At 47.4% G+C, this 25,932-nt stretch carries 23 protein-coding genes and 1 pseudogene; all 24 read left to right on the top strand.

Translation table 11 applies throughout. From position 1 onward, the window contains the following. The first annotated feature begins 107 nt into the window (after positions 1 to 107). The 24 genes and pseudogenes from rpmI to KJA68_RS03085 all read left to right on the top strand — a co-directional run bounded on the left by rpmI (position 108) and on the right by KJA68_RS03085 (position 25,908). Positions 108 to 305, top strand: a complete 198-nt coding sequence (gene rpmI, locus KJA68_RS03200; RefSeq protein WP_213035495.1) for a 50S ribosomal protein L35 — start codon at positions 108 to 110, stop codon at positions 303 to 305. Positions 306 to 315: 10 nt separating this feature from the next. After that, positions 316 to 675, top strand: a complete 360-nt coding sequence (rplT, locus tag KJA68_RS03195) for a 50S ribosomal protein L20 (protein ID WP_213035494.1) — start codon at positions 316 to 318, stop codon at positions 673 to 675. A gap of 178 nt (positions 676 to 853) precedes the next feature. Then, positions 854 to 1,873, top strand: coding sequence for a phenylalanine--tRNA ligase subunit alpha (gene pheS / locus KJA68_RS03190; RefSeq protein WP_213035493.1), 1,020 nt, complete (start codon positions 854 to 856; stop codon positions 1,871 to 1,873). A 1-nt stretch (position 1,874) separates the two neighbouring features. Then, positions 1,875 to 4,226 (top strand): phenylalanine--tRNA ligase subunit beta, encoded by a 2,352-nt coding sequence (gene pheT / locus KJA68_RS03185; RefSeq protein ID WP_213035492.1) that lies wholly within the window; start codon positions 1,875 to 1,877, stop codon positions 4,224 to 4,226. A gap of 10 nt (positions 4,227 to 4,236) precedes the next feature. After that, positions 4,237 to 4,542 (top strand): integration host factor subunit alpha, encoded by a 306-nt coding sequence (locus tag KJA68_RS03180; RefSeq protein ID WP_213035491.1) that lies wholly within the window; start codon positions 4,237 to 4,239, stop codon positions 4,540 to 4,542. Beyond that, the gene (locus KJA68_RS03175; RefSeq protein ID WP_213035490.1) at positions 4,523 to 4,897 is read left to right on the top strand and encodes a MerR family transcriptional regulator; all 375 of its coding nucleotides are present in this window, start codon (positions 4,523 to 4,525) and stop codon (positions 4,895 to 4,897) included. The genes KJA68_RS03180 and KJA68_RS03175 overlap by 20 nt, the downstream gene beginning before the upstream one ends. Positions 4,898 to 5,185: 288 nt before the next feature. Further along, a complete protein-coding gene (gene rimP, locus KJA68_RS03170) occupies positions 5,186 to 5,611 on the top strand; it encodes a ribosome maturation factor RimP (protein ID WP_213035489.1) in 426 nt (141 codons plus the stop codon). 212 nt (positions 5,612 to 5,823) lie between these two features. Then, positions 5,824 to 7,296 carry a transcription termination factor NusA gene (gene nusA / locus KJA68_RS03165; RefSeq protein WP_213035488.1) on the top strand — a complete coding sequence of 491 codons (1,473 nt, stop codon included), beginning with the start codon at positions 5,824 to 5,826 and terminating at the stop codon, positions 7,294 to 7,296. A 256-nt stretch (positions 7,297 to 7,552) separates the two neighbouring features. After that, positions 7,553 to 10,180, top strand: a complete 2,628-nt coding sequence (gene infB / locus KJA68_RS03160; protein WP_213035487.1) for a translation initiation factor IF-2 — start codon at positions 7,553 to 7,555, stop codon at positions 10,178 to 10,180. 1 nt (position 10,181) lies between these two features. Next, positions 10,182 to 10,529 (top strand): annotated as a pseudogene (rbfA, locus tag KJA68_RS03155) (30S ribosome-binding factor RbfA); the annotation flags it as partial. Between the two features lie 117 nt (positions 10,530 to 10,646). Further along, positions 10,647 to 11,564, top strand: a complete 918-nt coding sequence (gene truB / locus KJA68_RS03150) for a tRNA pseudouridine(55) synthase TruB (protein ID WP_213035485.1) — start codon at positions 10,647 to 10,649, stop codon at positions 11,562 to 11,564. A gap of 303 nt (positions 11,565 to 11,867) precedes the next feature. Beyond that, positions 11,868 to 12,137, top strand: coding sequence for a 30S ribosomal protein S15 (rpsO, locus tag KJA68_RS03145; protein WP_213035484.1), 270 nt, complete (start codon positions 11,868 to 11,870; stop codon positions 12,135 to 12,137). Positions 12,138 to 12,255: 118 nt separating this feature from the next. Next, positions 12,256 to 14,367: a polyribonucleotide nucleotidyltransferase gene (pnp, locus tag KJA68_RS03140; protein WP_213035483.1), complete on the top strand. Its 2,112-nt coding sequence runs from the start codon at positions 12,256 to 12,258 to the stop codon at positions 14,365 to 14,367. 98 nt (positions 14,368 to 14,465) lie between these two features. Beyond that, complete coding sequence (gene earP, locus KJA68_RS03135; protein WP_213035482.1) at positions 14,466 to 15,680, top strand: elongation factor P maturation arginine rhamnosyltransferase EarP; 1,215 nt, start codon at positions 14,466 to 14,468, stop codon at positions 15,678 to 15,680. 6 nt (positions 15,681 to 15,686) lie between these two features. Further along, positions 15,687 to 16,247, top strand: coding sequence for an elongation factor P (gene efp, locus KJA68_RS03130; RefSeq protein WP_213035481.1), 561 nt, complete (start codon positions 15,687 to 15,689; stop codon positions 16,245 to 16,247). A 657-nt stretch (positions 16,248 to 16,904) separates the two neighbouring features. Next, positions 16,905 to 18,734, top strand: coding sequence for a DNA helicase RecQ (gene recQ, locus KJA68_RS03125; protein WP_213035480.1), 1,830 nt, complete (start codon positions 16,905 to 16,907; stop codon positions 18,732 to 18,734). A 39-nt stretch (positions 18,735 to 18,773) separates the two neighbouring features. After that, on the top strand, positions 18,774 to 18,989 hold the full coding sequence (locus KJA68_RS03120) for an HRDC domain-containing protein (protein WP_281412127.1): 216 nt from the start codon (positions 18,774 to 18,776) through the stop codon (positions 18,987 to 18,989). 228 nt (positions 18,990 to 19,217) lie between these two features. Next, positions 19,218 to 20,270, top strand: coding sequence for an AI-2E family transporter (locus KJA68_RS03115; RefSeq protein ID WP_213035478.1), 1,053 nt, complete (start codon positions 19,218 to 19,220; stop codon positions 20,268 to 20,270). A 319-nt stretch (positions 20,271 to 20,589) separates the two neighbouring features. Further along, entirely contained in the window at positions 20,590 to 21,489 is a 900-nt protein-coding gene (lpxO, locus tag KJA68_RS03110) for a lipid A hydroxylase LpxO (protein WP_213035477.1), read from the top strand. A gap of 280 nt (positions 21,490 to 21,769) precedes the next feature. Next, entirely contained in the window at positions 21,770 to 23,434 is a 1,665-nt protein-coding gene (ettA, locus tag KJA68_RS03105) for an energy-dependent translational throttle protein EttA (RefSeq protein WP_213035476.1), read from the top strand. A 95-nt stretch (positions 23,435 to 23,529) separates the two neighbouring features. Then, entirely contained in the window at positions 23,530 to 23,739 is a 210-nt protein-coding gene (locus tag KJA68_RS03100; RefSeq protein WP_213035475.1) for a hypothetical protein, read from the top strand. Next, a complete protein-coding gene (locus tag KJA68_RS03095) occupies positions 23,726 to 24,637 on the top strand; it encodes a HindIII family type II restriction endonuclease (RefSeq protein WP_213035474.1) in 912 nt (303 codons plus the stop codon). The genes KJA68_RS03100 and KJA68_RS03095 overlap by 14 nt, the downstream gene beginning before the upstream one ends. 7 nt (positions 24,638 to 24,644) lie before the next feature. Next, complete coding sequence (locus KJA68_RS03090) at positions 24,645 to 25,574, top strand: DNA-methyltransferase (protein WP_213035473.1); 930 nt, start codon at positions 24,645 to 24,647, stop codon at positions 25,572 to 25,574. A 187-nt stretch (positions 25,575 to 25,761) separates the two neighbouring features. Next, a complete protein-coding gene (locus tag KJA68_RS03085; RefSeq protein ID WP_213035472.1) occupies positions 25,762 to 25,908 on the top strand; it encodes a hypothetical protein in 147 nt (48 codons plus the stop codon). The last annotated feature ends 24 nt before the right edge of the window (positions 25,909 to 25,932 follow it).

The following is a 25,932-nucleotide window of genomic DNA, read 5'->3' as shown; positions in this document are numbered from 1 at the left end:
GTGGTGCTAACAGCCTGGTGTGTTATTCCAAATAAGTGGTGCGGGTTTTCAAGAGTTCCTGTCAGGAACCTCCTGGTATCATAAAATAAATATTTATAGGAGTTCTTATGCCTAAAATGAAATCAAAAAGTGGTGCTGCAAAGCGCTTCAAGGTGCGGGCGAGCGGCAGCATAAAGCGTGCCCAAGCATTTAAACGCCATATTCTGACAAAAAAAACCACCAAGAATAAACGTCAGCTGCGCGGCATCGCCGAAGTTCATGCGAGCAATACGGCGTCTATTCGTGCCATGATGCCATACGCTTAAGGAGTAAAAAATGCCAAGAGTCAAACGCGGAGTAACGGCGAGAGCGCGCCATAAAAAGATTTTGAACTTAGCCAAGGGATATCGCGGTCGTCGTAAAAATGTATATCGTATCGCCAAAGAGGCGGTAATGAAGGCGGGGCAGTATGCATATCGCGATCGTCGGCAACGTAAACGCCAGTTCCGTACATTATGGATCGCACGTATCAATGCGGCAGCACGTGAGCATGGGTTAAGTTACAGTGTATTCATGAACGGTCTGAAAAAGGCTTCCATTGGTATTGACCGAAAGGTGCTTGCGGATCTGGCTGTTTTTGATAAAAATGCATTTATCCAGATTGTAGGGCAGGCGAAAGCCAGTCTCGGAATTTAAGTAACAGCATTTAATTACTAGGGGGCGCCTTGCGCTCCCTAGTGTTTACAGTTTATCAGGTCGTATAAGAAATTTCAGGTTGGGAAATATTCTTATGGCGATGGTCTTCGTCTCAAGGTCGCTTGATCTTTCCGTTTTTTCCTGCTAACACTATAATAATTAAAAAGTTAATTTTGCCATGCATGAGCTTGAGAAAATTCTCAGTGAAGCGCTGAATCAGTTTGCTGTCACTGAAAATGCAGTGGAGTTGGAGCAAGTTAAAGCCCGTTTTCTGGGTAAAGATGGTCATGTTACCGCCTTGCTCAAGGGATTGGGAAAACTTTCATCTGAAGAACGTCCTGTAGCAGGGGCGCGCATTAATCAGATCAAGCAGAGCATAGAAAAAGCCCTACAGCAAAAACGCGAAGCCTTGCAGTATAACCTGCTTCAACAAAAACTTAAGGCTGAATCACTGGATGTGACTCTTCCGGGCAGGGGAATGGGTTATGGAGGCATACATCCGGTTACTCGAACGCTAGAGCGGATTGAGGTTCTATTTCGTTCACTTGGGTTTTCGGTTGCTTCGGGTCCGGAAATAGAGAGCGATTTTTATAATTTTACCGCGTTAAATATTCCAGAGAATCATCCTGCACGTGCCATGCATGATACGTTTTATATTGACGAGAAGCATGTTTTGCGTACCCATACTTCGCCGGTTCAAATTCGTTACATGGAGAATAATGATCCCCCAATAAGAATCATTGCGCCTGGTCGGGTTTATCGCTGTGATTCGGACATGACCCATTCTCCCATGTTTCATCAGGTAGAGGGTTTATGGATCGATGAAAATGTAAGTTTTTCAGTACTCAAAGAAGTGCTTTCTGATTTTATGCAATGCTATTTTGAACGAGATGATTTGCAGGTTCGTTTCCGCCCTTCATTTTTCCCATTTACAGAGCCATCGGCTGAAATGGACATTCAGTGCGTACAGTGCAATGGTAAAGGATGCCGGGTTTGCAGCCAGACTGGCTGGTTAGAGGTGTTGGGAAGCGGGATGGTGCACCCGAATGTCTTAAAGCATGTAAATATTGATAGCGAGAAATACTTGGGATTTGCTTTTGGTTTGGGGGTGGAGCGCTTGGCAATGTTGCGCTACGGTGTGGCTGATCTGCGCCTGTTCTATGATGGTGATTTACGATTTCTGAAGCAGTTTAACTAGAATGAAATTTTCCGAGAATTGGTTAAGGACCTGGATTAACCCAAGCCTGACAAGCCATGAACTTTCACATAAATTGACCATGGCAGGGTTGGAAGTGGAGGCATTGGAGCCGGTTTCGCCTGCATTCAATCAGGTGGTGGTGGCCGAGGTGCTGGAAGTGGTCAGGCACCCCAATGCCGATCGTTTAAATGTATGCCAGGTCGATGTGGGCGAGGCTATGCCAGTCAGTGTTGTATGTGGCGCATCTAATGTTGCTGTCGGTATCAAGGTGCCCTTTGCACGTATTGGTGCGGAATTACCAGGCGGTCTCGTTATTAAGCAAACCAAGGTTCGCAAAGTCGAATCAAATGGCATGCTATGTTCAGCTGATGAGTTGGGATTGTCTGGTGCAGGTCCAGGTTTGCTGGTATTGCCTGAAGCTGCTCCTGTAGGTCGGTTACTTCGAGAATACCTGGACCTGGACGATATGTTGTTTACTGTCAAGCTTACCCCAAACCGCAGCGACTGTTTAAGTATAGTGGGCATTGCACGGGAAGTGGCAGCGATGACAGGTGACGTATTAAATGCGTTGGAAGTCGAGCCTTCTGGTATTGATATTGCAGAGTCGGTAATGGTGCGTGTTGACGCTCCCGAAGCCTGTCCACTTTATTGCGGTCGCATCGTACGCGGGGTGAATGGCGCTGCAAAGACACCATCTTGGATGGTGCGCCGTTTGGAGCGTAGTGGCTTGCGTAGCATTAATGCAATAGTAGATATTACAAATTATGTAATGATTGAACTTGGACAACCGCTTCATGCTTACAATCTGGAGAAGGTTGCAGGTAACGTTACAGTGCGCTTTGCTTGCATGAATGAGGAACTGGTTTTACTTAACGATCAAAAAGTTATATTGCGCGATGACATGTTGGTAATTGCGGATGATGCGCGCCCCTTGGCGCTGGCCGGCATAATGGGATGTGCAGGAACCAGTGTGCAAATTGATACACGGGATGTTTTTCTGGAGAGTGCTTTTTTTATACCGGATGCAGTTGTTGGAAAAGCGCGCAGATTGAATATCTCCACTGATTCTGCATATCGTTTTGAGCGTGGTGTAGATTTTTCCGTTACGCGCACTGCACTAGAACGTGCAACAAATCTGTTATTGGAGATTTGTGGGGGGCAAGCTGGAATTGTCACCGAGGCCAAGGGGGAATTGCCTGCGAGGGACCCAATCAGGCTGCGCACTAGCCGGGTAGAGCGTGTTCTTGGAATACCCATAGATAATGATGGAATCGCAGCGCTGCTACAGTGCATGCAATTGCAATTTGCACTGAAGGATGATGATTTTTATGTAATTCCGCCCAGCTTTCGCTTTGATATATTATTGGAAGTGGATTTGATCGAAGAAATTGCCCGTTTGATTGGTTATGACAATATTTTGGTTCGGCCGTCACAAACACCAGCCAGGATGATTTTGGAACCGGAAACTCTGCGTCCAGTTTGTCGGCTGCGCCAAATCATGGTGGCACGTGATTACCAGGAAACGATCAGTTATGCATTTCATGATGCTGATGTCGAAAAGAATTTATGCGGCAATGCGAGACCCGTTACTCTGAAGAACCCGATTTCCAGTCAGATGACTGTGATGCGCAGTAGTCTTTTGGGTGGCTTGATCGGTGCATTGCGTATTAATTTGACGCATAAACAATCCCGTGTGCGCCTGTTTGAAACAGGGGTATGTTTCAGTGGGGAGGAATATAGCCAGCAGGAGAAATTTGGTGGGCTGTGCTATGGGGCGCAATTTCCTGAACAATGGGGAGTTGAGACGCGTATGGTGGATTTTTATGACGTGAAAGCTGATGTCGAAGCGTTGTTCTTCCCTGCACAAATAATTTTTCATGTGTCACCCCACCCAGCATCTCATCCAGGACGTTCGGCTGAAATTTTGCTTGATGGTAAAACGGTCGGTTGGATAGGCGAGTTGCATCCGCAATGGCTGCAGCAGTATGAAATTCTGAAATCGGTAGTATGGTTTGAGGTAGATTTGCATGCCTTGACAACGGTTAATTTACCGCGTGCAAGAGATATCTCAAAATTTCCTCCGGTTCGCCGTGATATTGCCGTGATTGTGGATGAGAGTGTAACCGTTCAATCATTGATAAATGCCATGCAGTCTAGCAATATTCCATATGTGGTAGAAATCGGACTGTTTGACTTGTACCGTGGAGCAAGTGTGGGGGATGGAAAAAAAAGCCTTGCTTTCCGGGTGTTATTGCAAGATACTCAAAAAACTTTAACTGATAGTGAAATTGAACAAAGTATTGCGTTATTGATTGCTGTTTTACAACAGCAGCGTGCGCAATTGCGAATATAAGAGGTGATCAATGACATTAACGAAAGCAGAGCTGGCGGATTTATTGTTTGAGAAAGTCGGTTTAAACAAGCGTGAAGCCAAGGATATGGTCGAATGTTTTTTTGAAGAAATTCGCGCCCAACTGGAACGTGGAGAAAGCGTCAAGCTTTCTGGTTTTGGTAATTTTCAGCTGCGTGAAAAACCTCAGCGTCCGGGACGCAACCCTAAGACCGGAGAGGATATCCCGATAACTGCGCGGCGTGTGGTGACCTTTCATCCCAGCCAAAAACTCAAGAGCATGGTAGAAACAAACTATCATGGAAAATTACAAGCCTAACTCCACACTTCCTCCAATACCGGCAAAGCGCTATTTTACTATTGGTGAGGTTAGTGAATTGTGCGGGGTGAAAGCCCATGTTCTGCGTTATTGGGAGCTGGAATTCACCCAGCTTAAGCCTGTAAAGCGAGGCGGTAACCGTCGTTATTACCAGCATCATGAAGTTTTGCTGATTCGCCGCATCAGGCAATTGCTGTATGAAGAGGGGTTCACTATCAGTGGGGCACGTGGACGCCTGGATAATTTTGTTGAGCCACAGATGGATGCTCATCAAGTAAAGTTGTCGAAGCAAAACCTGAGCTTGTCTGAAATTCGTCGAGAAATTCATGATCTGCTGGGGATTCTGAAGGCCTAAGGTTGTTCCAGGTTGTGTAAAGTTTTCCGATCGAAATGCTATAGACCAAGCGGTTCTGGATATTATGAATTTTACATTACACAGGATTTGGAAATCCAGTTGATGCTGAATTCCGATACTGCATTTCCCAGTGCAGCTTGAGTTCTAAGTTTCCAGTTATTGTATTCAACATGACACGCTATGAGTGGGCAGTTATGCGTGGGGCAATTCCCATTGCTGCATATTTTTGCTATACTTAACAAAGTTTTCAGATGGGCCTAGGCCCGTTTTTTATTTGTGGGCATGGTCATGGACGTACTGAAATTAGTCGAAACAACGGTGACTGGGTTGGGATATGAATTGGTTGACCTTGAAATATCCGGTAGAGGTTTGTTGCGAGTGTTTCTCGATAAGTTTGACGGTATTACGGTAGAAGATTGCGAATTGGTTAGCCACCAGTTGACACGTCTTTTTGCAGTAGAGGGGGTAGATTATGCGCGACTTGAAGTTTCCTCGCCAGGGTTAGATCGGCCGATTAAGAAAGAAAAAGATTTTATACGTTTTCGTGGCAGGAAGGCGCAATTAAAGTTACGTCTTCCATTGGATGGCCGAAGGAATTTTACCGGGATTCTCGGTGATCTCGTGAACGGAGTTTTGCAGTTGGAAGTCGATGGAAAGCCAATTTCAATTGAACTTTCCAATTTGGATAAGGCTCATTTGGTGCCAGTTTTTTAAGTGTAGTGATGGCCGTGCAAGGTTGATGAGTCCGGTTTTTACAACATATTGCACGTGCTGTGAATTTTTTTTTCTGACCCCGCAATACAAAAGAATAGGATAGATGCGTAACTTACTTGGATGGAATGAAATTTTGCATGGGATCGGGCCATGAAAATTAAGCAAGTGACTGCACTAGTGTTGACGAAAATTCGGGTTGGCTGGAGACAGAGATGAGTCGAGAGGTTTTACTGTTGGTTGATGCCTTGGCGCGTGAGAAAAACGTGGACAGGGGGGTGGTATTTGGTGCGCTGGAATCTGCTCTGGTTTCCGCAACCAAGAAACGTTTTACTGAGGAATCAGATGTGCGTGTCACGATAGATCGAAATACAGGTGAATATGAATCATTCCGTTGCTGGCAGGTGATGGATGATGAGACATTTGAAACCCCTGATCTGCATGTGAAATTAACTGAGGCACGTAAACACAATCCAAACATTCAGCTGGGTGAGTTCATTGAGGAGCCACTGGAATCAGTTGATTTCGGGCGCATAGGCGCACAGGCTGCCAAGCAGGTGATCTTCCAGAAGATTCGTGACGCAGAACGAGAGCAGATCTTGAATGATTTCATGGAACGAAAAGAGCATCTGGTAACTGGTACTGTAAAACGTATTGAGCGAGGTAACGCTATTGTAGAATTCGGCAAGGTAGAAGCTTTACTTCCGCGTGATCAGATGATCCCGAAAGAAAATTTGCGTGTAGGCGATCGTGTGCGTGCATATTTGCTGGGTGTGGATCGTTCCGTGCGTGGACCACAGATTACCTTGTCAAGGATTACACCTCAATTTCTAATCAAATTATTCGAACTGGAAGTTCCTGAAGTCGAAGAAGGATTGTTGGAAATTGTGAGCGCAGCTCGCGATCCTGGGGCTCGTGCAAAAATTTCTGTGCGTTCGCATGATATCCGGATTGATCCGATTGGAACTTGCGTAGGTATGCGTGGTTCGCGCGTACAGGCTGTGACAAATGAGCTGGCTGGAGAGCGGATTGATATTGTGTTATGGTCGGAGGATCCTGCTACCAGCGTCATTAATGCGCTGGCACCAGCGGATGTGGACAGTATCATGGTAGATGAAGACAGTCATAGTATGGATGTGGTGGTGGAGGAAGAAAACCTTGCTCAGGCCATCGGTCGGAATGGCCAGAATGTTCGTCTGGCCAGCGAGTTGACCGGGTGGGAGCTGAATATTATGACTACGGAAGAATCCTCCCGGAAGAATGAGCTGGAATTATCCAGAGTGCGTGATCTGTTTATTGAAAAGCTGGATGTGGATGCAGAGGTGGCAGAAATTTTGGCACGTGAAGGTTTCAATACACTGGAAGAAGTGGCTTATGTCCCTCTTAACGAAATGCTGGAAATCGAGTCTCTTGATGAGGTAACAGTGAATGAGCTGCGTAGCCGTGCACGCAATGCGCTGTTGACGGCTGCAATTGTGAATGAAGAGCTGGTTGAACATAACATTGAGGATCTGGTTAAGCTTGATGGTGTGGATGAGAAAACGGCTCGAATTTTGGCAAGCAAGGGGATTGGTACGCAGGAGCAGCTGGCTGATCTGGATGTTGATGAGCTGGTGGAGCAGACTGGTATAGATGAAAAGCATGCAAACCAGTTAATCATGGCAGCGCGAGCGCCTTGGTTTTCGTAAAGGTTTTGTCTAGAATCAGCCAGCCGGCTGACTGATTTGGGCTGTGATGATGCAAAAGGATGCCGATTATCATCGTAGATGTGAGGCATGGGAATTTGACGGTTGCTGGTGCACTGTTTGCCTATATTTGGCGTACCGGTTTTGGCGGGAAATTTGCCCTAAGAAATGGTAATGGGCTGTAAGCCGTTCTGATTTAATGGGTTCTGTAAAGTCTAGAGTGTTGCAAGTCTCTAAATTTGGGGGTTAAGGGGTAGTGATGGGAAAAATGAATGTAGCACAGTTTGCTGGTGAGCTCAGTTTGCCAGTTGGGCTGCTGCTTGAACAACTACAGGCCGCCGGGGTGGACAAAAAGCAGGAAACAGACAGTATATCGGAACAGGACAAGGCAAAATTGCTAGAACACCTCCATAGAACACATGGCGGGGGTAGCCCCAGCAGTAAAAAAATTATACTGACGCGCCGTGAAACAACGGAAATCAGGAAGTCTGACAGCTCGGGCAGGGCTCGTACCATACAGGTTGAAGTGCGTAAAAAACGCGTGGTTGCACCAAGTTTAGCCGTTCAAACTGAACCAATAGCACCTGTATCAGTAAGTCCTGCTCCAGTGCAGGCTGTACCAAAACCCTCAAAGCTGGATATATTGGGAGAGCAGGAAATTGCTCTTCGTGCTCAAGAGGCGCGTAATCAGGCAGAGCTGGCAGCACGCCAAGCTGCTGAAATCCAGGCAAAGAAAGAACAGGTCAAACGGAAAACAACACCGGTTTTGGAGGTTGCACCACCTCCGGCTGTAGCTCCAGAACCTAAATCTGTTCCTGCTCCAGTGTCCGAAGAACCGACCACTGTACCTGAGGTAAAAACTGATCTGGTTGAAGGCACGTTGCATAAGCCTATGCCTAAGCCGGGCGATAAGGTTGCACGTCCCGGAGCCAAAAAAGGCGTGAAGGAGACTGGCACTGACAGGACGGGTACCTGGGTTGAGCCAGGGCATAAAAAGCGGACATCTACAACCGTTGATTCGCGCGCTTCTGCCTGGAGTGCCGGACGCGGGAATGGAAGTCCACGTCATCATGCCAAGCCTGTAAAACACGAAGAGACACCCCAGCATGCTTTTTCCTTACCGACTGAACCAATTGTGCATGAGGTTACGGTGCCTGAGACAATCAGTGTCGCCGAGTTGGCACAAAAAATGTCAATCAAGGCGGTTGAAATCATTAAGGCGTTAATGAAATTGGGCTCTATGGTAACCATTAATCAGGTTATCGACCAAGAAACCGCAATGATTGTAGTGGAAGAGCTGGGGCATGTTGCCATACCGGCAAAAGCGGATGATCCAGGAGCATACCTGAAAGAGTCTGAAGAACACATGAATGCACCGTTGGAGCCTCGCGCCCCGGTAGTGACCGTCATGGGTCACGTTGATCATGGCAAGACGTCATTGCTGGATTATATTCGCCGGTCCCGGGTGGCTAGCGGTGAGGCAGGGGGCATTACACAGCATATTGGGGCTTATCATGTGGATACTCCGCGCGGAATGATTACATTTCTGGATACTCCGGGTCACGAGGCATTTACTGCAATGAGAGCGCGTGGTTCCAAGGTGACGGATATTGTCATTTTGGTGGTGGCTGCCGATGATGGCGTTATGCCGCAGACAAAGGAAGCGATCCATCACGCAAAGGCAGCCAACGTACCTATTGTGGTTGCGGTTACGAAGATAGACAAGCCTGATGCCAATTCGGAGCGTGTTAAACAGGAATTGGTTACAGAAGGGGTGGTTCCTGAGGACTGGGGTGGTGACGCCATGTTCGTCGAAGTGTCCGCAAAGACCGGGCAGGGTATTGATTCCTTGCTGGAGAGCGTGTTGTTGCAAGCCGAATTGTTGCAACTTACTGCGCCTAGAATAAGTTTGGCCAGGGGGATTGTAATTGAAGCTAGATTGGACAAGGGCAAAGGACCTGTTGCCACCATTCTGGTGCAATCGGGTACTTTGAAGCGTGGTGATGCCGTGCTGGTAGGTGTGGTTTCCGGAAGGGTGCGCGCCATGCTGGATGAGAATGGCAAGGCAGTAACTGAAGCAGGTCCGTCGATTCCAGTTGAAATTCAGGGTTTATCTGAGGTTCCGGTCGCCGGTGAAAGCATGCTGGTTATTTCTGATGAAAAAAAGGCCCGTGAAATTGCTTTGTTCCGACAGGGGAAATTCCGGGCAGTTAAGTTGGCTAAACAGCAGGCTGCAACACTTGAGAACATGTTTGAACAGATGGCCGAGGGTGAAGTGCGCATGTTGCCTCTGATTATTAAGGCTGACGTTCAGGGCTCCTGTGAGGCGATTGCCCATACTCTGCAAAAATTATCTACCGAAGAGGTAAAAGTTAATCTGATCCACACTGGAGTGGGTGCGATCAGTGAATCGGATATTAATTTGGCGCTGGCTTCTAAGGCTATCGTGATTGGATTTAATACCCGTGCCGATGTTGCTGCACGCAAACTGGCAGAGTCATCAGGTGTGGATATACGATATTACAATATCATTTATGAAATGGTTGATGCCATAAAAGCTGCACTGTCCGGAATGCGTGCCCCGGAACAAAAGGAGGTAATTCTGGGCATGGTCGATGTCCGCCAGGTTTTTGTTATCTCCAAGATCGGTACTATTGCGGGCTGCTATGTGACCAGTGGCATAATCAAGCGTAATGCACAGGTCAGGGTGTTGCGAAATAATGTGGTTATTCATACTGGAGAACTGGATTCATTGAAACGATTTAAGGATGACGTCAAGGAAGTGCGTGCCAATTTTGAATGTGGTTTATCCTTGCGTAATTTCAATGATCTTCAGGTAGGGGATCAGCTTGAGGTATTCGAAATCATAGAAGTGGCGCGTCCTTAAAATGCCTAAAGGCTATTACAGGACTGATCGGATAGCTGAGCAGATTCAGCGCGAGCTTGCTCAGCTGCTGCGCCTCGAGCTAAGGGATCCTCGCATAGGTATGATCACGCTGACGGGAGTGGACGTAACCAGAGATTATTCCCATGCAAAGGTGTTCTACACGACCTTGGGTGGAGAAAGAAAGGCTGCACAGGAGGGTTTGGAGCATGCCAGTGGTTTTTTGCGCAGCCAACTCGCTCATTCCATGAAGCTACGCGTCTTGCCACAGCTGCATTTTATTTATGATCCTTCGATCGAGTATGGTGCACGCTTGTCGCGGCTTATTGATCAGGCGGTTGCTGACGACCAGTTATCTCAAGATGATTCTTCCTGCGAGTCTTCCGGCAGTTTGTCTGACCATGATAAACCTGATGTGACTTGCGTTCTGCAGAAAAAGCAGCAATGAGGGTCTGTCCGCGGATATAGCATGACTCGCATAAAGCGCGCATTGGATGGCATTCTGCTGTTCGATAAACCTCTGAATCTCAGCTCGAATATTGCCCTGCAAAAGGTGCGCCGCTTGTTGCAGGCCGAGAAAGCAGGGCACACCGGCACACTTGATCCCATGGCGACCGGCCTGCTGCCTGTTTGTTTTGGCGAGGCTACAAAATTCACAAATTGCTTGTTGGATGCAGACAAGACGTACCGTGCACGAATCCGGTTTGGCCAAACTACCACAACAGGTGATGTCGAGGGTGAAATTACCAGTTCCTGTCCGGTAAATTTGGATATATCACGGATACGTGCTGTGTTGGAAAGTTTTGTTGGCGTCATTCAACAGATGCCTCCGATGCATAGTGCTATCAAATATCAGGGCAAACCATTGTATGAGTATATCCGCAAGGGTGAAACCGTAATGCGCGAAAGCCGAAGCGTGATAATACATGAGCTTGTATTGGAGAGTTTTGAGGTTGACGAGATTGAGGTAACGGTGCATTGCAGCAAGGGTACTTATGTGCGCACCCTGGCGGAGGATATTGGGCTGGCGTTGGGGTGTGGTGCTCATCTACGCGGATTGCGCCGGACAGGAATTGGACGATTCAGTCTTGCTGGAGCGCTTGATCTGGAGCGAATGGAATCGGCCTCCATGCAAGAGCGGGAACAGTATGTTTTGCCGGTAGATAGTCTGGTGCAGGATTTGCCAGTACTGGAGCTGGATTTGCCGCAAGTCATCCGTATTGCTCAGGGACAACGGCTTGCGGTAGACACCGCATTGCAGGATGGCAAGGTTCGAGTATATGGAGAGGGGCGCTTTGTCGGGGTGGCTGAGCTCCTGGCACAACGACTGACCCCCATAAGATTGTTGTCCTGGGTAGCAAAACGGGCGGCGTGCCGAGATAGATGATTATTCCATGTCTGCATGGTTGTGGTAAGGTGCCAGTGGAATAAACGATTCAAAACAGTTTTCACCGGATTTGTATAGCCCAATAAGTTCAGGCAGGGGTCATTTGTATTCCGGGGAATAAAAAATGAATTCTATTTTTGGAAAGGAGAATTTGTCGACGACATTACAACCCCTGTCCGAATCCGAATGAATCGGTATACGAATGCCAATGTGGAATTGGTTTTACTGTCCGAATAAGCTTGAGTATCTGCTGCATTCAAGAGTAAAATGCGGAACTTTTTATCTAGTGGGGTTTGAAAGATTATGTCTATTACCGCAGCGCAAAAAGCGCAAATTGTGACTGATTACCAACGTGTGAAGGGTGATACCGGATCTCCAGAGGTTCAGGTTGCATTGATGACTGCGCGGATCAATTACCTGACCGATCATTTTAAGGAGCATATGAAGGATCATCATTCCCGTCGTGGCTTGCTGCGATTGGTTAGCCGTCGTAGAAAGCTGCTGGATTATCTTAAAGGTAAAAATGAGGGGAGTTACCGCGCCCTGATTCAACGCCTGGAATTACGCAAATAGAAGTCCTGACAAGAGGGTCGCGGTTGCGGCCCGTGTTATTTTAGGTGCATCCATTCTAATCATTTAGCCTTACCCTATAAGGCGCATCCGCGTCACGTCAAGCACAGAGAGGCGTACATTGAGTCACTATAAGAAATCATTAACCTATGGAAATCATCAGCTCACCCTGGAAACCGGGGAAATCGCACGCCAGGCCAGCGGAGCGGTTCTGGTTAGCATGGATGATACGGTTGTTCTGGTAACCGTCGTAGGCAAGAAAAATGCCAAACCCGAGCAGGATTTTTTTCCATTAACAGTAGATTATCAGGAGCGTACCTACGCTGCAGGGAAAATTCCGGGAGGCTTTTTCCGGCGTGAAGGCCGTCCTAGCGAAAAGGAGGTACTTACTTCACGCTTGATTGACCGTCCTCTGCGTCCATTGTTTCCTGAAGGTTTTTATAACGAGGTACAGATTGTTGCTACAGTGCTGTCTTCGGATAACCAGATCGACTCTGATATTCCTGCCATGATTGGCGCTTCTGCGGCCCTTGCACTGTCCGGCATTCCTTTTGATGGGCCAATTGGGGCTGCAAGAGTTGGATATCTGGATGGTGAATACATCCTGAACCCCACGGTAGACCAGCTTGTTCAATCCAAAATGGATCTGGTGGTAGCAGGTACGCAGCAGGCAGTTTTAATGGTTGAATCTGAAGCGCAGGAATTATCCGAGGATATCATGCTTGGGGCGGTGATGTTCGGGCACCAGCAAATGCAGGCGGTGATTCAGGCGATCCTGGAAATGGCGGATGCAGCTGGTTCTCCAGACTGGGATTGGAGTGCACCGGTTCATGATATGGAGTTAAGCGCAAAAATTGCAGAGTTGGCTGAAAACAGCTTGCAACAAGCGTATGCCATTCGTGAAAAACAGACACGTACGGACCAGGTGGAAGCGATTCGCGCCCATGTTATGGGTGTCTTGTCAGAGTCCGAGTATGCTACGGTTCCAAAAAATCATCTGAATGAATTGTTCCAGGCACTGGAATCCAGGATAGTAAGAGGGCAGATATTAAGTGGTGAGCCCCGTATCGATGGGCGTGATACGCGTACTGTGCGTCCCATTTCCATCCGTACAGGCATTTTACCGCGTACGCATGGCTCAATCTTATTTACTCGCGGTGAAACTCAGGCGCTGGTAGTGGCTACTCTTGGAACCGCGCGTGACTCACAAAAAATTGATGCCCTGCAAGGCGAATATTTGGATCGTTTCATGCTGCATTATAATTTCCCTCCGTACTCTACTGGGGAAACGGGTCGTGTTGGCACACCAAAACGGCGTGAAATTGGGCATGGGCGTTTGGCGAAGCGAGCATTGGTTGCCACGTTGCCAACTGAAGAAGAATTTGGCTATTCAATTCGTCTGGTTTCTGAAATTACTGAGTCAAATGGATCCAGTTCAATGGCATCGGTATGTGGCGGATGTCTGGCGATGATGGATGCCGGTGTTCCGGTTAAAAATCATGTGGCGGGGATTGCCATGGGGTTGATCAAGGAAGGCAATCGTTTCGCTGTACTGACCGATATTCTGGGTGACGAGGACCATCTGGGTGATATGGATTTCAAGGTTGCAGGAACCGATCAGGGAATCACTGCATTGCAGATGGATATCAAGATCAATGGGATAACGCGCGAAATTATGCAGGCGGCATTAAGCCAGGCGCGTGAAGGCCGGATGCACATTCTCGGTATCATGAAGCAGGCAATGCCATCCGTCAGGGAGGAAGTTTCTGTACATGCTCCTCGTATGATCAAAATGAAGATCAATCCGGAAAAAATCCGGGATGTGATCGGCAAGGGCGGTGCTGTGATTCGCACCTTGACAGAAGAAACAGGTACGACTATTGATATAGATGATGACGGCAATCTCACTATCTCCAGTGTGAACGGCGAAGCGGGAATGCTAGCCAAAAAGCGTATTGAAGATATTGTTGCAGAAGTTGAAGTCGGGAAAGTTTATGAAGGACCCGTTGTAAAATTGCTGGACTTCGGGGCGATTGTAAATGTAATGCCTGGCAAGGATGGTTTGTTGCACATTTCTCAAATTTCAAATGAACGCATAAACGTTGTATCTGATGTCCTGAAAGAAGGGCAGGTTGTAAAAGTAAAGGTTCTGGAAGCAGATGAAAAGGGTCGCTTGCGTTTAAGTATGAAGGCTTTGATTCCTGTTGAACCTGCATCTTCTGTTTCAGAATAAAAATCTATCCGATGGTGTGATCAAAAGCCCCGGTTTATGGGGCTTTTGTGTTTTCAACAGAATGTACTGTGCTTTTTCCATGAATTGTCATCAGCGGAATGAATAAATCAATTTCATGTGATATTTTTTGTACGGTGATAGATAATTTCGGGGACATTGGTGTGTGCTGGCGCCTTGCCAGGCAATTGGCACATGAGCACCACTTGTCGGTACGACTCTGGGTGGATGACCTGTCCAGTTTCAGCCGTATTAACCCGGATATTGATCAGGATCAGTCCCTGCAGCATAGCAATGGAGTGGAAATCAGGCGATGGCTTCTGTCAGAGGACTCCTTGTTTGCATTTGTTGAACCTGCACAACTTGTAATCGAAGCCTATGCGTGCGAACTCCCCAAGTCTTATGTCACAAAAATGGCCACGCAGGTCTGCAAACCTGTATGGATTAATATGGAATATCTCAGTGCGGAAGATTGGGTTGCTGGATGCCATTGCCTGCCTTCCCCCCATCCATCATTTCCTCTTGTTAAATATTTTTTCTTTCAGGGGTTTACCCAGGAAACCGGCGGTCTGCTGTTAGAACGAGATCTGCTTGCACGACGGGATGCATTTCAAAAAGAATTGCACTGCCAGTCAGTGTTCTGGAAAACGTTGGGATTGCCTATGCGTAAACCGGATGAAATTCGCATTTCGATGTTCTGTTATGAAAACATCTTTCTTCCAGAGTTATTTTCTACATGGGCACAAAGCCATACTCCAGTTTTGTGTTTAGTTCCAGAAGGCCGGATTTTACCCCAGGTTGCTGTTTTTTTTAGGCGGGAAAGCATAGCAACAGGCGACGTGCTGCAGCAAGGAAAATTGCAAGTGCATGTAATACCTTTTGTCGCACAAGAAAAATATGACGAACTGCTATGGGCATGTGATATAAATTTCGTTCGGGGGGAAGATTCTTTTGTACGCGCGCAATGGGCAGGCAAGCCGTTCGTCTGGCATATTTACCCGCAGAAGGACAATGTGCATTATAAAAAATTATCTGCTTTCATGAAATTGTATTGTGCCGAACTTCAGGGCGAAGCTACCCAGGCATTGCAATGTCTTTGGGAAAGATGGAATGGAAAATCTCACAGAGGTGAAGAGACTCAAACCATTTCAATTCATACCTGGAGTGTGTATTTTTCGTTTATGGAGGCATTCCAGCAACATGCCCGCGAATGGTCGATGCAATTGTCCGGCAATAACTTTGTTTTGAATTTGCTGAATTTTGTTAGAAAAATTGATAAAATGCAAAATTTGGGATGTAAATCAGATTTAAGGTAGGTATATATGAAAACAGCGCAAGAACTACGGGTAGGGAACGTTATTATGATTGGTAACGATCCCATGGTGGTATTGAAGGCGGAATATTCCCGCTCCGGTCGTAATGGCTCCGTAGTCAAAATGAAATTCAAGAACTTGTTGACAGAGTCTCCAAGCGAAGCGATTTATCGTGCGGATGATAAATTTGATGTGGTCATCCTGGATCGGAAGGAAGCGACCTATTCTTATTTTTCTGATCCGATGTATGTGTTTATGGATGCAGATTACAACCAATATGAGGTTGAAAAGGAAAATCTGGGTGATTCGTTGAACTACCTGGAAGACGGCATGACTTGTGAAATGGTTTTTTATAATGACAAGGCAATTTCCATTGATCTTCCGAATACAGTAGTGCGCGAAATTATCTATACCGAACCAGCCATACGTGGTGATACTTCGGGCAAGGTAATGAAACCTGCTAAAATTAATTCCGGTATGGAATTGCCGGTTGCTGCTTTTTGTGAAATTGGCGATAAGATTGAAATTGATACACGTACTGGCGAATTCAAGCGCCGTGTAAGTGCTTGATTGTGATTAAATAAAATAAAAAATATAGCTAATTTGGCTGTGTTCTGGTTTTGGCAAATCAGGTCAAACAGCATCAAGCAAATATAACGGTCTCTATTTCTGCCATTGCAGGAAGTTCGTAATCTCTGTCGGACATAAACCGGGAACCAGTTATGGTACAGGGTGGCGCCATGCTGGCAGTATGGCGCTTTTTGTCTGCATATACAGTCGATTATGATATGTGGATTGCTGCCATTCCAGTGAATGAACACCGCTGAATAGGTCCTGGAATTCCTTTGTAAATGTGCCTAGCTTTTTCTCCTTTGGGTGCATTTCATCCCCTTGTTCATTTATCGTGAAACCATTTGCATGAATTCATGTGGGCATAATTGGTGATGGTACGTGGATAGTGGGTGTGCATTTTCTGGAAATCGTTGCAGATGCGCGTTCGCTTAAGTCGGGCTTCTCCAGGTTTCTTCTTGCTTCAAAAGCGATTTTTGCACCAGGAATTACTGCCGTAGCTGGATAGCCATTGTGTGTTGATTTACCGTCCGGGTTTGCAGCAAGCCAGGATAAGCCAGGATTGAACAGCCGACCCAGAGTCGAATTGGATATCCAACAACCAATCAGGTATTCTACAAGCTAGGCGTTGCAGTTCATTTTTGAGTCGGCGTTCTTATGTCCACCCCTACTGCGCTACAAATACTTAATAATGTTTTCGGTTATCCATCTTTTCGTGGCGAACAGCAATCTATTATTGAATATGTTGTGGCTGGAGGAGATGCGCTTGTATTAATGCCTACCGGCGGGGGGAAAAGTTTATGTTACCAAATACCTGCCCTGATTCACCCAGGATGTGCTGTTGTCATCTCGCCACTGATCGCGTTGATGCAGGATCAGGTTGATGCGCTTAAGCAGTTAGGCGTGCAGGCCGCGTTCTTGAACTCCAGTCTCGATGCGGATGTGGCGCGTGAAGTGTATCGACAGCTTAATCGCGGTGAACTGAAGCTACTGTATGTCGCGCCGGAGCGGCTGATGACCGAAGGTTTCCTGAGTCTGCTTGAGCGATTGGATGAAGGGAACGGCATATCTCTGTTTGCCATCGACGAGGCGCACTGCGTGTCGCAATGGGGGCACGATTTTCGTCCTGAGTATCGCCAGCTGACCGTGCTGCACGAGCGTTTCCCAGAAGTACCCCGCGTCGCGCTGACCGCTACCGCCGATGCGCCGACGCGGCGGGAGATTGTTGAGCGGTTGTCCCTCGGCGATGCGCAGCAATTCGTTTCCAGCTTCGATCGGCCCAACATTCGCTACCGCGTCGCGCTGAAGAACAATGCTCGCCAGCAGTTGCTGTCCTTCCTTGAAACCGAGCATCCGAGCGACGCGGGGATCGTGTACTGTTTGTCGCGCAAGAAAGTAGAGGAGACGGCCGTGTGGCTCAAGGAACAGGGCTGGGATGCCCTGCCGTATCATGCCGGACTGGATGCCGCGACGCGTAACAGAAACCAGCAGCGCTTCCTGCGCGAGGAGGGTGTGATCATGGTCGCTACGGTCGCATTCGGCATGGGTATAGACAAGCCCAACGTGCGCTTTGTCGCCCACCTCGATTTGCCCAAGAGCATGGAGGGCTACTACCAGGAAACAGGTCGCGCGGGGCGCGACGGCTTGCAGGCGAATGCGTGGATGGCCTACGGCCTGGGCGATGTGGTGTCGATGCGCCAGATGCTGTTGTCCGGCGATGCGCCCGAGGAACGCAAGCGCGTCGAGTTGCAGAAGCTTGATGCGCTGCTTGGCTTTTGCGAATCCACCGAATGCCGCCACCAAACCATATTGCGCTACTTCGGCGAGGAACATCCCGGTGACTGCGGGCAGTGTGACAACTGTCTGGAGCCGGTGGATACCTGGGATGCGACGAAGGCGGCGCAGATGGCGCTTTCCTGCGTGTATCGCACCGGGCAATGCTTCGGCGTCTCGCACCTGATCGACGTGCTGCTCGGCAAGGCCACGCCCAAGGTCGAGCAGTTTAACCATCAGCAACTTTCCACTTTCGGCATCGGCAACGATTTGGCGCAGCAACAATGGAGCAGCGTCTTTCGCCAGTTGGTCGCGGCCGGATATATCAATGTAGACATGGAAGCCTACGGTGGATTGAAGCTTGCCGAGGCTGCGCGTTCAGTGTTGCGCGGCGAGCAGGAGGTATGGCTGCGGCGCGATGCTGATCCAGTGAAGCGCAAGGCGCAACGCGGGGAGCGCAAGTCGCGTGACACCGGATCGAACGACGATCCGTTATGGCAGGCACTCAGGGCCAAACGCATGGAACTTGCGCGCGAACAGGGCGTGCCACCTTACGTGATCCTCCACGATAGTACATTGGTTGAAATTCTCAATCGCCGACCGCTGACGCTGGACGAGATGGCGCAAATCGGTGGTGTTGGTCAGGCCAAACTGGCGAAGTACGGTGATGCTTTCCTGCAAGTGGTCGAAGATGCGACGAACAGGATGGCCTAAATATACGCTAAGACAATTGCTGATCCACTTTGGCTGGCTTTGAAGGCCAAGCGGATGGAACTTGCACGGGAGAAAAGTATGCCACCGAATATGATTTTTCACGATGCCACTTTATTTGAAATCTTCAAAAACTGCCCTGGAAACCTTGACGAACTGAAGAAAATTGGCGGAGTAGGGCTAGCCAAGCTTGCCCGTTATGGAAATGTATTCCTGGAGGTGATCAAGAGCATGGGGCATGGTATTCAGGGTGGGTAAACTTTTGGGAAATTTCAATTTCATGGATAATACAAGAAAGTGTGGATTTTCCAGGGCATTTTTTCCTGTTGAAACGAGTGGGGCAAACATGGGAAAGCTTCTGATTTATCGGTCCCATGATTTGCCAATCCAGAATACCGATAGAGGACAGCCATCCGCAGAAAGTTCAGGTAAGATGGAAACTTCATCAGCAATGAATGAAATTTGCCTGAAAAATCAGGACGGCACATGAATTCTTCAGAATTTCAAAATAAGATTTTTCTGTTTCTGCTGGCTACGGTTACTGTAGCTTTCGGGTGGGTTGTGTGGCCGTTTTTTGGGGCAATTTTCTGGGGTGCCGCGCTGGCAATACTTTTTACCCCGCTTTATCGCAGGATTCTGGCTGCATCGGGAGACAGAAAAAATCTGGCCGCAATCATTACGCTGGTAATTTGTCTGGTCATGGTAATTTTGCCCGTGACCCTGATTACCACTTCACTGATCCAGGAAGGAATCATTTTTTATCAGAAACTCCGGTCGGGAGAAATTCATCTGGGCAGCATCTTTCAGCAGGTGGTAAGGATTCTGCCGCAATGGATGACCGATCTGATGGAACGTTACGGATTAGGGAATATTGCCAGGTTGCAGCAAGAGTTGTCCGACGGTTTGCTGGCTGGAAGCAAATATATTGCAACGCAGGCTTTCAGCATAGGTCAGAACACTTTCGAGTTCGTTGTCAGCCTTGGGATCATGTTGTACCTGTTTTTCTTCCTATTGCGCGATGGTCCATCCCTGTCCGGGAAAATTCGTGATGCCATCCCGTTAGGCATTGAACAAAAGAAATTCTTGCTAAAGAAGTTCATCACCGTCTTGCGTGCGACAGTAAAAGGCAATATTGCAGTGGCTGCGATGCAAGGTGTGGCGGGCGGATTTATTTTCTGGATTCTTGGCATTCAGGGGGCGTTATTATGGGGTGTCCTGATGGCGTTTCTTTCGCTCCTGCCCGCAGTCGGTGCGGCGTTGATTTGGGCGCCGGCGGCAATTTATCTTATTCTTTCTGGCGATGTCTGGAGCGGTGTGATTCTGGCTGCTTTTGGCGTGCTTGTAATCGGTCTGATTGATAACATCCTTAGGCCATTGCTGGTCGGAAAGGATACCAAAATGCCTGACTATGTCGTACTGGTTTCTACGCTGGGTGGTATGGCCATTATGGGTTTGAACGGTTTTATCATCGGACCGGTAATCGCAGCAATGTTCATTTCAACATGGGATCTTTTTGTTGAGAAAGCGGACATGGAGTGACCAAGGGGATTATTCTTGGATAACAATCCCAAGAAGCGAACCAGTTTGGTTGCTTGCCCGACATTTGTTTTTTCTGGCAGGCCGTGGCGCAGAATGTTGATCAAATCCGCCGGGATAGGTGATTCTAGATGTAGTCATTTATAATGCCGGACTGAAACTCTGGCATTCACTTCATGGGAATGATTCATGTTGTGGTAATCAATCGGGAGGCATGCTGGAGCAATGCCAGAACACTATACGGTATAAGAAAATGATGCAAATAATGCGGGTGGATCAAATTGCTCTGTTCTTTAGTGAAACCATATCCAGGTAGAGTGTCATGAAATGGGCTCTGGTCTCTATTTATCTGCTATCCATTTTTACCGTACATTTCAGGGGAAGGGTTCGCTTGCCCCTGTTCCGCCAATTATTCGACCATTCGTCCATTGTTGCTCCGGTAAACGTGTTCATGTACCTGTTTTCTGCTGTTCCTTTCACGCCCTATTTCCCCGTCAAAAACTTCAGCGGCCTGGAGTTGCTTGAAGAGAACTGGGAAGTAATCAAGGCGGAGGCGTTGAATCTGCAAGCCATGCACAAGATAAAATCTACGGAAAAAAATGATGATGCCGGTTTTAACTCGTTCTTTAAAAGTGGATGGAAACGTTTTTATTTAAAATGGTATGAAGCCAGTCATCCATCGGCCGAACAATATTGTCCCCAAACGGTCGCACTACTGCGAGCCATTCCGTGCGTCAAGGCGGCAATGTTCGCGGAACTGGGACCGGGCGGGAAGCTCAATCCGCACCGTGACCCGTTTGCGGGCTCTCTTCGTTATCACCTTGGGCTGGTAACCCCAAATGATGATCGCTGTTTTATTGAAGTCGATGGGAAGCGCTATAGCTGGCGCGATGGCAAGGGGGTGGTTTTCGATGAAACTTATATTCACTGGGCGCAGAATGGGTGTGATTCGAACCGGATTATTCTGTTCTGCGACATTGAGCGTCCGATGCGGTATCGCTGGGCGCAGGCAGTAAATAAATGGTTGGGCAGGACGATCATGACTGCGGCAAGTTCCCCCAATGAAACCGGGGATCAAACCGGCGGCATTAATAAGCTATTCCGTTTTGTCTGGCTGGCAGGTCAATACCGCCGCAAGCTGAAGGCATGGAACCGCCCGCTCTATTATGTGATCAGGGGACTTTTAATCCTGGGAGTGGTTCTGCTGATTATCTGGATATGAACTGCTGTCCCTCTGGGTGGGCATTTGTTCTGGCCTGTAATTTTGTATTCTGGAGCAGTAATGGCTGTGAAACAAAGTGCGTCGTCAAAGAGTCGTGTAATTTGAATATATTGGCGAACAGGGGTTGATTTTTACGCGTTCTCCCTCATTTTCTGTTGCAGGTTTCTCTATAGTTTATTACCTGATCGGTATTTTCCATCCCATGGTTAATCATGTTGTTAAGATTTGACCTGCCGATGCAGGTGTGGTGGATTTTTCAATCTGGATATCAATAAATATTATGGCTCAATACGTTTTCACCATGAATCGCGTAAGCAAGGTCGTTCCGCCCAAGCGACAGATTCTTAAAGATATTTCCCTCAGTTTTTTCCCTGGTGCCAAGATCGGATTGCTTGGGTTGAATGGCTCGGGCAAATCCACCTTGTTGAAAATCATGGCTGGGGTGGACAAGGATTTTGAAGGTGAGGCCATTCCGATGCCGAACCTGAATATCGGTTATCTTCCGCAAGAACCGCTACTCAATCCGGACCAAACCGTACGTGAAGCGGTGCAGGAAGGCCTGGGCGAAGTGCTTGTCGCCCAGAAAAAGCTGGATGAGGTGTATGCAGCCTATGCTGATCCGGATGCGGATTTTGATGCGCTTGCTGCCGAGCAGGCAAGGCTGGAAGCGATTATTGCCACTAGTGACGGAAGTGCAGGGCAGCAGATGGAAATTGCTGCGGATGCGTTACGTCTGCCCGAATGGGATGCCGTGATCAAAAATCTTTCAGGGGGCGAGAAGCGCCGCGTGGCACTATGCAGGCTATTATTGTCCAGGCCCGATATGCTGTTGCTGGATGAACCGACCAATCACCTGGATGCCGAATCGGTTGAATGGCTGGAGCAATTCCTTGTGCGATTCCCGGGAACCGTAGTGGCGGTGACGCATGACCGTTACTTTCTGGACAACGCTGCCGAATGGATTCTGGAGCTGGATCGTGGCCATGGCATTCCGTGGAAGGGAAATTACTCCAGCTGGCTGGAGCAGAAAGGTGCCAGACTGAAACAGGAAGAGGCCTCGGAGTCTGCCCGGCAGAAAGCCTTGAACAAGGAACTGGAATGGGTGCGCCAGAACCCAAAGGGACGGCAGGCAAAATCCAAGGCGCGTATCGCCCGCTTTGAGGAACTCAATTCACAGGAATATCAGAAGCGTAACGAAACACAGGAAATTTTCATCCCCGTGGCGGACAGGCTGGGGAATGAGGTGATCGAGTTTGCCAATGTATCGAAAGCATATGGGGATCGGCTACTGATCGATGATCTCAGTTTTAAGCTTCCTCCCGGCGCGATTGTCGGGATAATCGGCCCGAACGGTGCAGGAAAATCGACCTTGTTTCGCATGCTCACCGGAAAGGAAAACCCGGATTCCGGAGAAATAAAAATCGGCTCAACGGTAAAGATTTCTCATGTGGATCAGTCGCGCGACACCCTGGATAGCGATAAAACGGTATTCGATGTGGTCTCCGGCGGCAATGACATCATTTCCGTGGGCAAGTTCGAGACCCCCGCGCGCGCCTATATTGGCCGCTTTAACTTCAAGGGCGCAGACCAGCAAAAACTGGTTGGCCATCTTTCCGGCGGGGAACGTGGACGGCTGCACCTGGCAAAAACCCTGATTTCAGGTGGCAATGTTCTGCTTCTGGATGAACCTTCGAATGATCTGGACGTGGAAACCCTGCGTGCACTTGAAGATGCGTTGCTGGAATTTGCCGGTTGTGTGCTGGTCATTTCTCATGACCGCTGGTTTCTGGACCGCATTGCCACCCATATTCTTGCTTTTGAAGGCAATTCGCAGGTTACCTTCTTTGACGGCAATTACCAGGAATACGAGGCGGACAAGCGTAGGAGGCTCGGAGAAGAGGGAGCAAAACCCAAGAGAATCAGATACAAACCGATAGTTCGATAGTTACGCGGGTAGTTGACACCACGATTCTACACTACTATTTTTGTCCAAATAATTGTCCAAAACTGGAGGGGAAAAAATGGCGGCACGCCAAAGACTTGTTGGCGATAATCGGTAAAAGCAAAAAGAAAAAAGATGCTGAAATTTCTACAAAGAAGGGAATTTTGCAGTACGCAGGACACGCATGGAAGCAGATTACGAAAGGCTACTATTTTTCTTTGGGTGATGACAAACAAGTAGCAAAAAAATGGCTGAAATCAAATCCGATGCTAGGCAATTTAAAAGGGTATAAAAATGACAGTCATTAGTTATGCTGCGATTCAACGACGAAAATACTGGGTAGAAGAAATACGCAAGATCAGCGGAAATTTCGGAGACGACTCTGAAAGACTTGAAAAGGAGCTTTCGGAAGAAATTAAAGACAAGGGTGCGGCCTCATTGCTCGACCATTTGCGACTTAGCGGAAACATACCAGAATCATATGGGCACGACACTAGCGAAGAAAAACAATATTCAAAATATACCGATGCACTTTTATCGGAAACCTATAAAGCTCTCGGACTGAGAAGTCTAGTATTGAAAGAAAGAGCTGATGCCGCTGATGTTGAGGTTTTTGCAAATAATTATAGTTTTGTCGCTGATGCCAAGGCATTCAGATTGAGCAGAACTGCTAAAAATCAAAAAGACTTCAAGATCCAAGCAATGGATGATTGGAAACGTGGTAAACCGTATGCAATGGTCGTCTGTCCTATTTACCAACTGCCAAAAACAGCAAGCCAAATTTATGAACAAGCAAGCTCAAGAAACGTCTGCATTTTTACATACTCACATCTTGCGATGCTGGTTTCGTACTCACTCATAGATGGTAAGCAAAAAGCAGAAGGGCTGATTCACGAAATATTCAAAATTATTCCTGCTTTAAATCCCTCAAAAAATGCATCCCAATATTGGCTTGCGGTCAATAAAACAATGCTTGAGTACTCACCAAAGATTGAAAATCTTTGGAAGTTGGAGAAACAAGCTGCTGTTGAGTCCATCGCAGCGGTGAAGGAAGAGGCTTTATTGTTTCTTGCGGCTGAAAGAGAAAAAATAATGCGAATGAGCCACGATGAGGCGATCAAAGAGCTGATTCAGGTACACAAAATTGAAAGCAGAATAAAGGTTATCATATCCGTTTCTGATAACAAACTTCTTGGCATAAGGTAATGCACTGATGGACGATTATCTAAATAAGGTAATTAACAGTGATAGCCTGATCGCGATAAAGAGGATTCCTGATGATTACATTCATCTAATTCTCAGTGATATTCCATATGGCATTGGTGCAGAGGATTGGGATGTCCTTCATGATAACAAAAACTCAGCTTATTTGGGAACAAGCCCCGGTCAGGCAAAGGCTGGTGCTGTTTTTAAAAAAAGAGGAAAACCGATAAATGGATGGTCAGAAGCTGATAGAGAAATCCCAAGGCAATATTATGAATGGTGCTCAACTTGGGCGTCAGAATGGTTCCGGGTCATGAAGCCGGGTGGATCTGTTTTCATATTTGCAGGTAGACGATACGCTCATCGATGCATTTCCGCTTTGGAAGATGCGGGTTTTAGTTTTAAAGATATGTTTGCTTGGATAAGGCAACGAGCACCACATAGAGCGCAACGTGTGAGCATTGTTTATGAGAGACGTGGCGATCTTAAAAACTTTGCCAAGTGGGAAGGTTGGAGAGTAGGGAATCTTCGACCAACTTTTGAGCCCGTTCTTTGGTTTACAAGGCCTTATAAAATTGGAACAACCATTGCGGATAATATTTTATTTAATGGTGTCGGCGCTTTTAATGAAAGCGCATTTCTTAAATATGAGAAATCACCAGATAATATACTGACAAGTGGATTTATGTCTGGGGAATCTGGGCATCATCCAACACAAAAACCTGTACGATTGATGAAGTCTCTTATCGAATTAACCACACAGGAAGGCCAGATTGTCCTTGATCCTTTTTGTGGAAGTGGTTCTACATTGGTGGCAGCGAAACTTTTGGGTCGTGATTACATTGGCATTGAGGCAAATCGAGAATATGCGTTGATTGCCGAAGCTCGTCTCAATAATGAGATTTCGGTTCAAGCAGATTTTTTTGCTGTGAACGGCTAAGTCACACTTCTATCAAAACGGTCGACAATCAAATCGTTTCACGTATTGATTGAATGTCCGTTAAATTTCTTAAGCAAACTCGCTTTCTTTTTTTACATTTCAAAACCAAATAAAGTTGAGTACAAAAAATATTTTTTATTGTTTATTAATATTAGAGAATATTTTGTTATTGGTTAAGGAGTAAGCAATGCTTCGGGTTTATAACCTAATCGAGACGCTTGCACTGCACCTGGGCGGGTGGAAGAACGAGAAAAGAAGAGAAGAAGAATATGGCGTGACCATTACTCAAGTCGTCCGCCTTAAGGACAAAAGTGGACTGCTATTTCAGTCTTGATGTGAATCGCCCCGGGTTTTGAGG

The sequence above is a fragment of the Candidatus Nitrotoga fabula genome (assembly GCF_905221025.1).
GTDB lineage: Bacteria > Pseudomonadota > Gammaproteobacteria > Burkholderiales > Gallionellaceae > Nitrotoga > Nitrotoga fabula.
This window is presented reverse-complemented; position numbering and strand designations above follow the sequence as displayed.

What these genes read in the sequence shown, in the direction of transcription:
- earP (WP_213035482.1), top strand. Translation starts at nt 14,466, where the DNA reads ATGAATAAATCAATTTCATGTGATATTTTTTGTACGGTGATAGATAAT.
- rimP (WP_213035489.1), top strand. Translation starts at nt 5,186, where the DNA reads ATGGACGTACTGAAATTAGTCGAAACAACGGTGACTGGGTTGGGATAT.
- KJA68_RS03095 (WP_213035474.1), top strand. Translation starts at nt 23,726, where the DNA reads ATGACAGTCATTAGTTATGCTGCGATTCAACGACGAAAATACTGGGTA.
- lpxO (WP_213035477.1), top strand. Translation starts at nt 20,590, where the DNA reads ATGAAATGGGCTCTGGTCTCTATTTATCTGCTATCCATTTTTACCGTA.
- infB (WP_213035487.1), top strand. Translation starts at nt 7,553, where the DNA reads ATGGGAAAAATGAATGTAGCACAGTTTGCTGGTGAGCTCAGTTTGCCA.
- rplT (WP_213035494.1), top strand. Translation starts at nt 316, where the DNA reads ATGCCAAGAGTCAAACGCGGAGTAACGGCGAGAGCGCGCCATAAAAAG.
- rpmI (WP_213035495.1), top strand. Translation starts at nt 108, where the DNA reads ATGCCTAAAATGAAATCAAAAAGTGGTGCTGCAAAGCGCTTCAAGGTG.
- recQ (WP_213035480.1), top strand. Translation starts at nt 16,905, where the DNA reads ATGTCCACCCCTACTGCGCTACAAATACTTAATAATGTTTTCGGTTAT.
- pheT (WP_213035492.1), top strand. Translation starts at nt 1,875, where the DNA reads ATGAAATTTTCCGAGAATTGGTTAAGGACCTGGATTAACCCAAGCCTG.
- rpsO (WP_213035484.1), top strand. Translation starts at nt 11,868, where the DNA reads ATGTCTATTACCGCAGCGCAAAAAGCGCAAATTGTGACTGATTACCAA.
- truB (WP_213035485.1), top strand. Translation starts at nt 10,647, where the DNA reads ATGACTCGCATAAAGCGCGCATTGGATGGCATTCTGCTGTTCGATAAA.
- KJA68_RS03085 (WP_213035472.1), top strand. Translation starts at nt 25,762, where the DNA reads ATGCTTCGGGTTTATAACCTAATCGAGACGCTTGCACTGCACCTGGGC.
- KJA68_RS03175 (WP_213035490.1), top strand. Translation starts at nt 4,523, where the DNA reads ATGGAAAATTACAAGCCTAACTCCACACTTCCTCCAATACCGGCAAAG.
- ettA (WP_213035476.1), top strand. Translation starts at nt 21,770, where the DNA reads ATGGCTCAATACGTTTTCACCATGAATCGCGTAAGCAAGGTCGTTCCG.
- KJA68_RS03090 (WP_213035473.1), top strand. Translation starts at nt 24,645, where the DNA reads ATGGACGATTATCTAAATAAGGTAATTAACAGTGATAGCCTGATCGCG.
- nusA (WP_213035488.1), top strand. Translation starts at nt 5,824, where the DNA reads ATGAGTCGAGAGGTTTTACTGTTGGTTGATGCCTTGGCGCGTGAGAAA.
- efp (WP_213035481.1), top strand. Translation starts at nt 15,687, where the DNA reads ATGAAAACAGCGCAAGAACTACGGGTAGGGAACGTTATTATGATTGGT.
- pheS (WP_213035493.1), top strand. Translation starts at nt 854, where the DNA reads ATGCATGAGCTTGAGAAAATTCTCAGTGAAGCGCTGAATCAGTTTGCT.
- KJA68_RS03180 (WP_213035491.1), top strand. Translation starts at nt 4,237, where the DNA reads ATGACATTAACGAAAGCAGAGCTGGCGGATTTATTGTTTGAGAAAGTC.
- KJA68_RS03115 (WP_213035478.1), top strand. Translation starts at nt 19,218, where the DNA reads ATGAATTCTTCAGAATTTCAAAATAAGATTTTTCTGTTTCTGCTGGCT.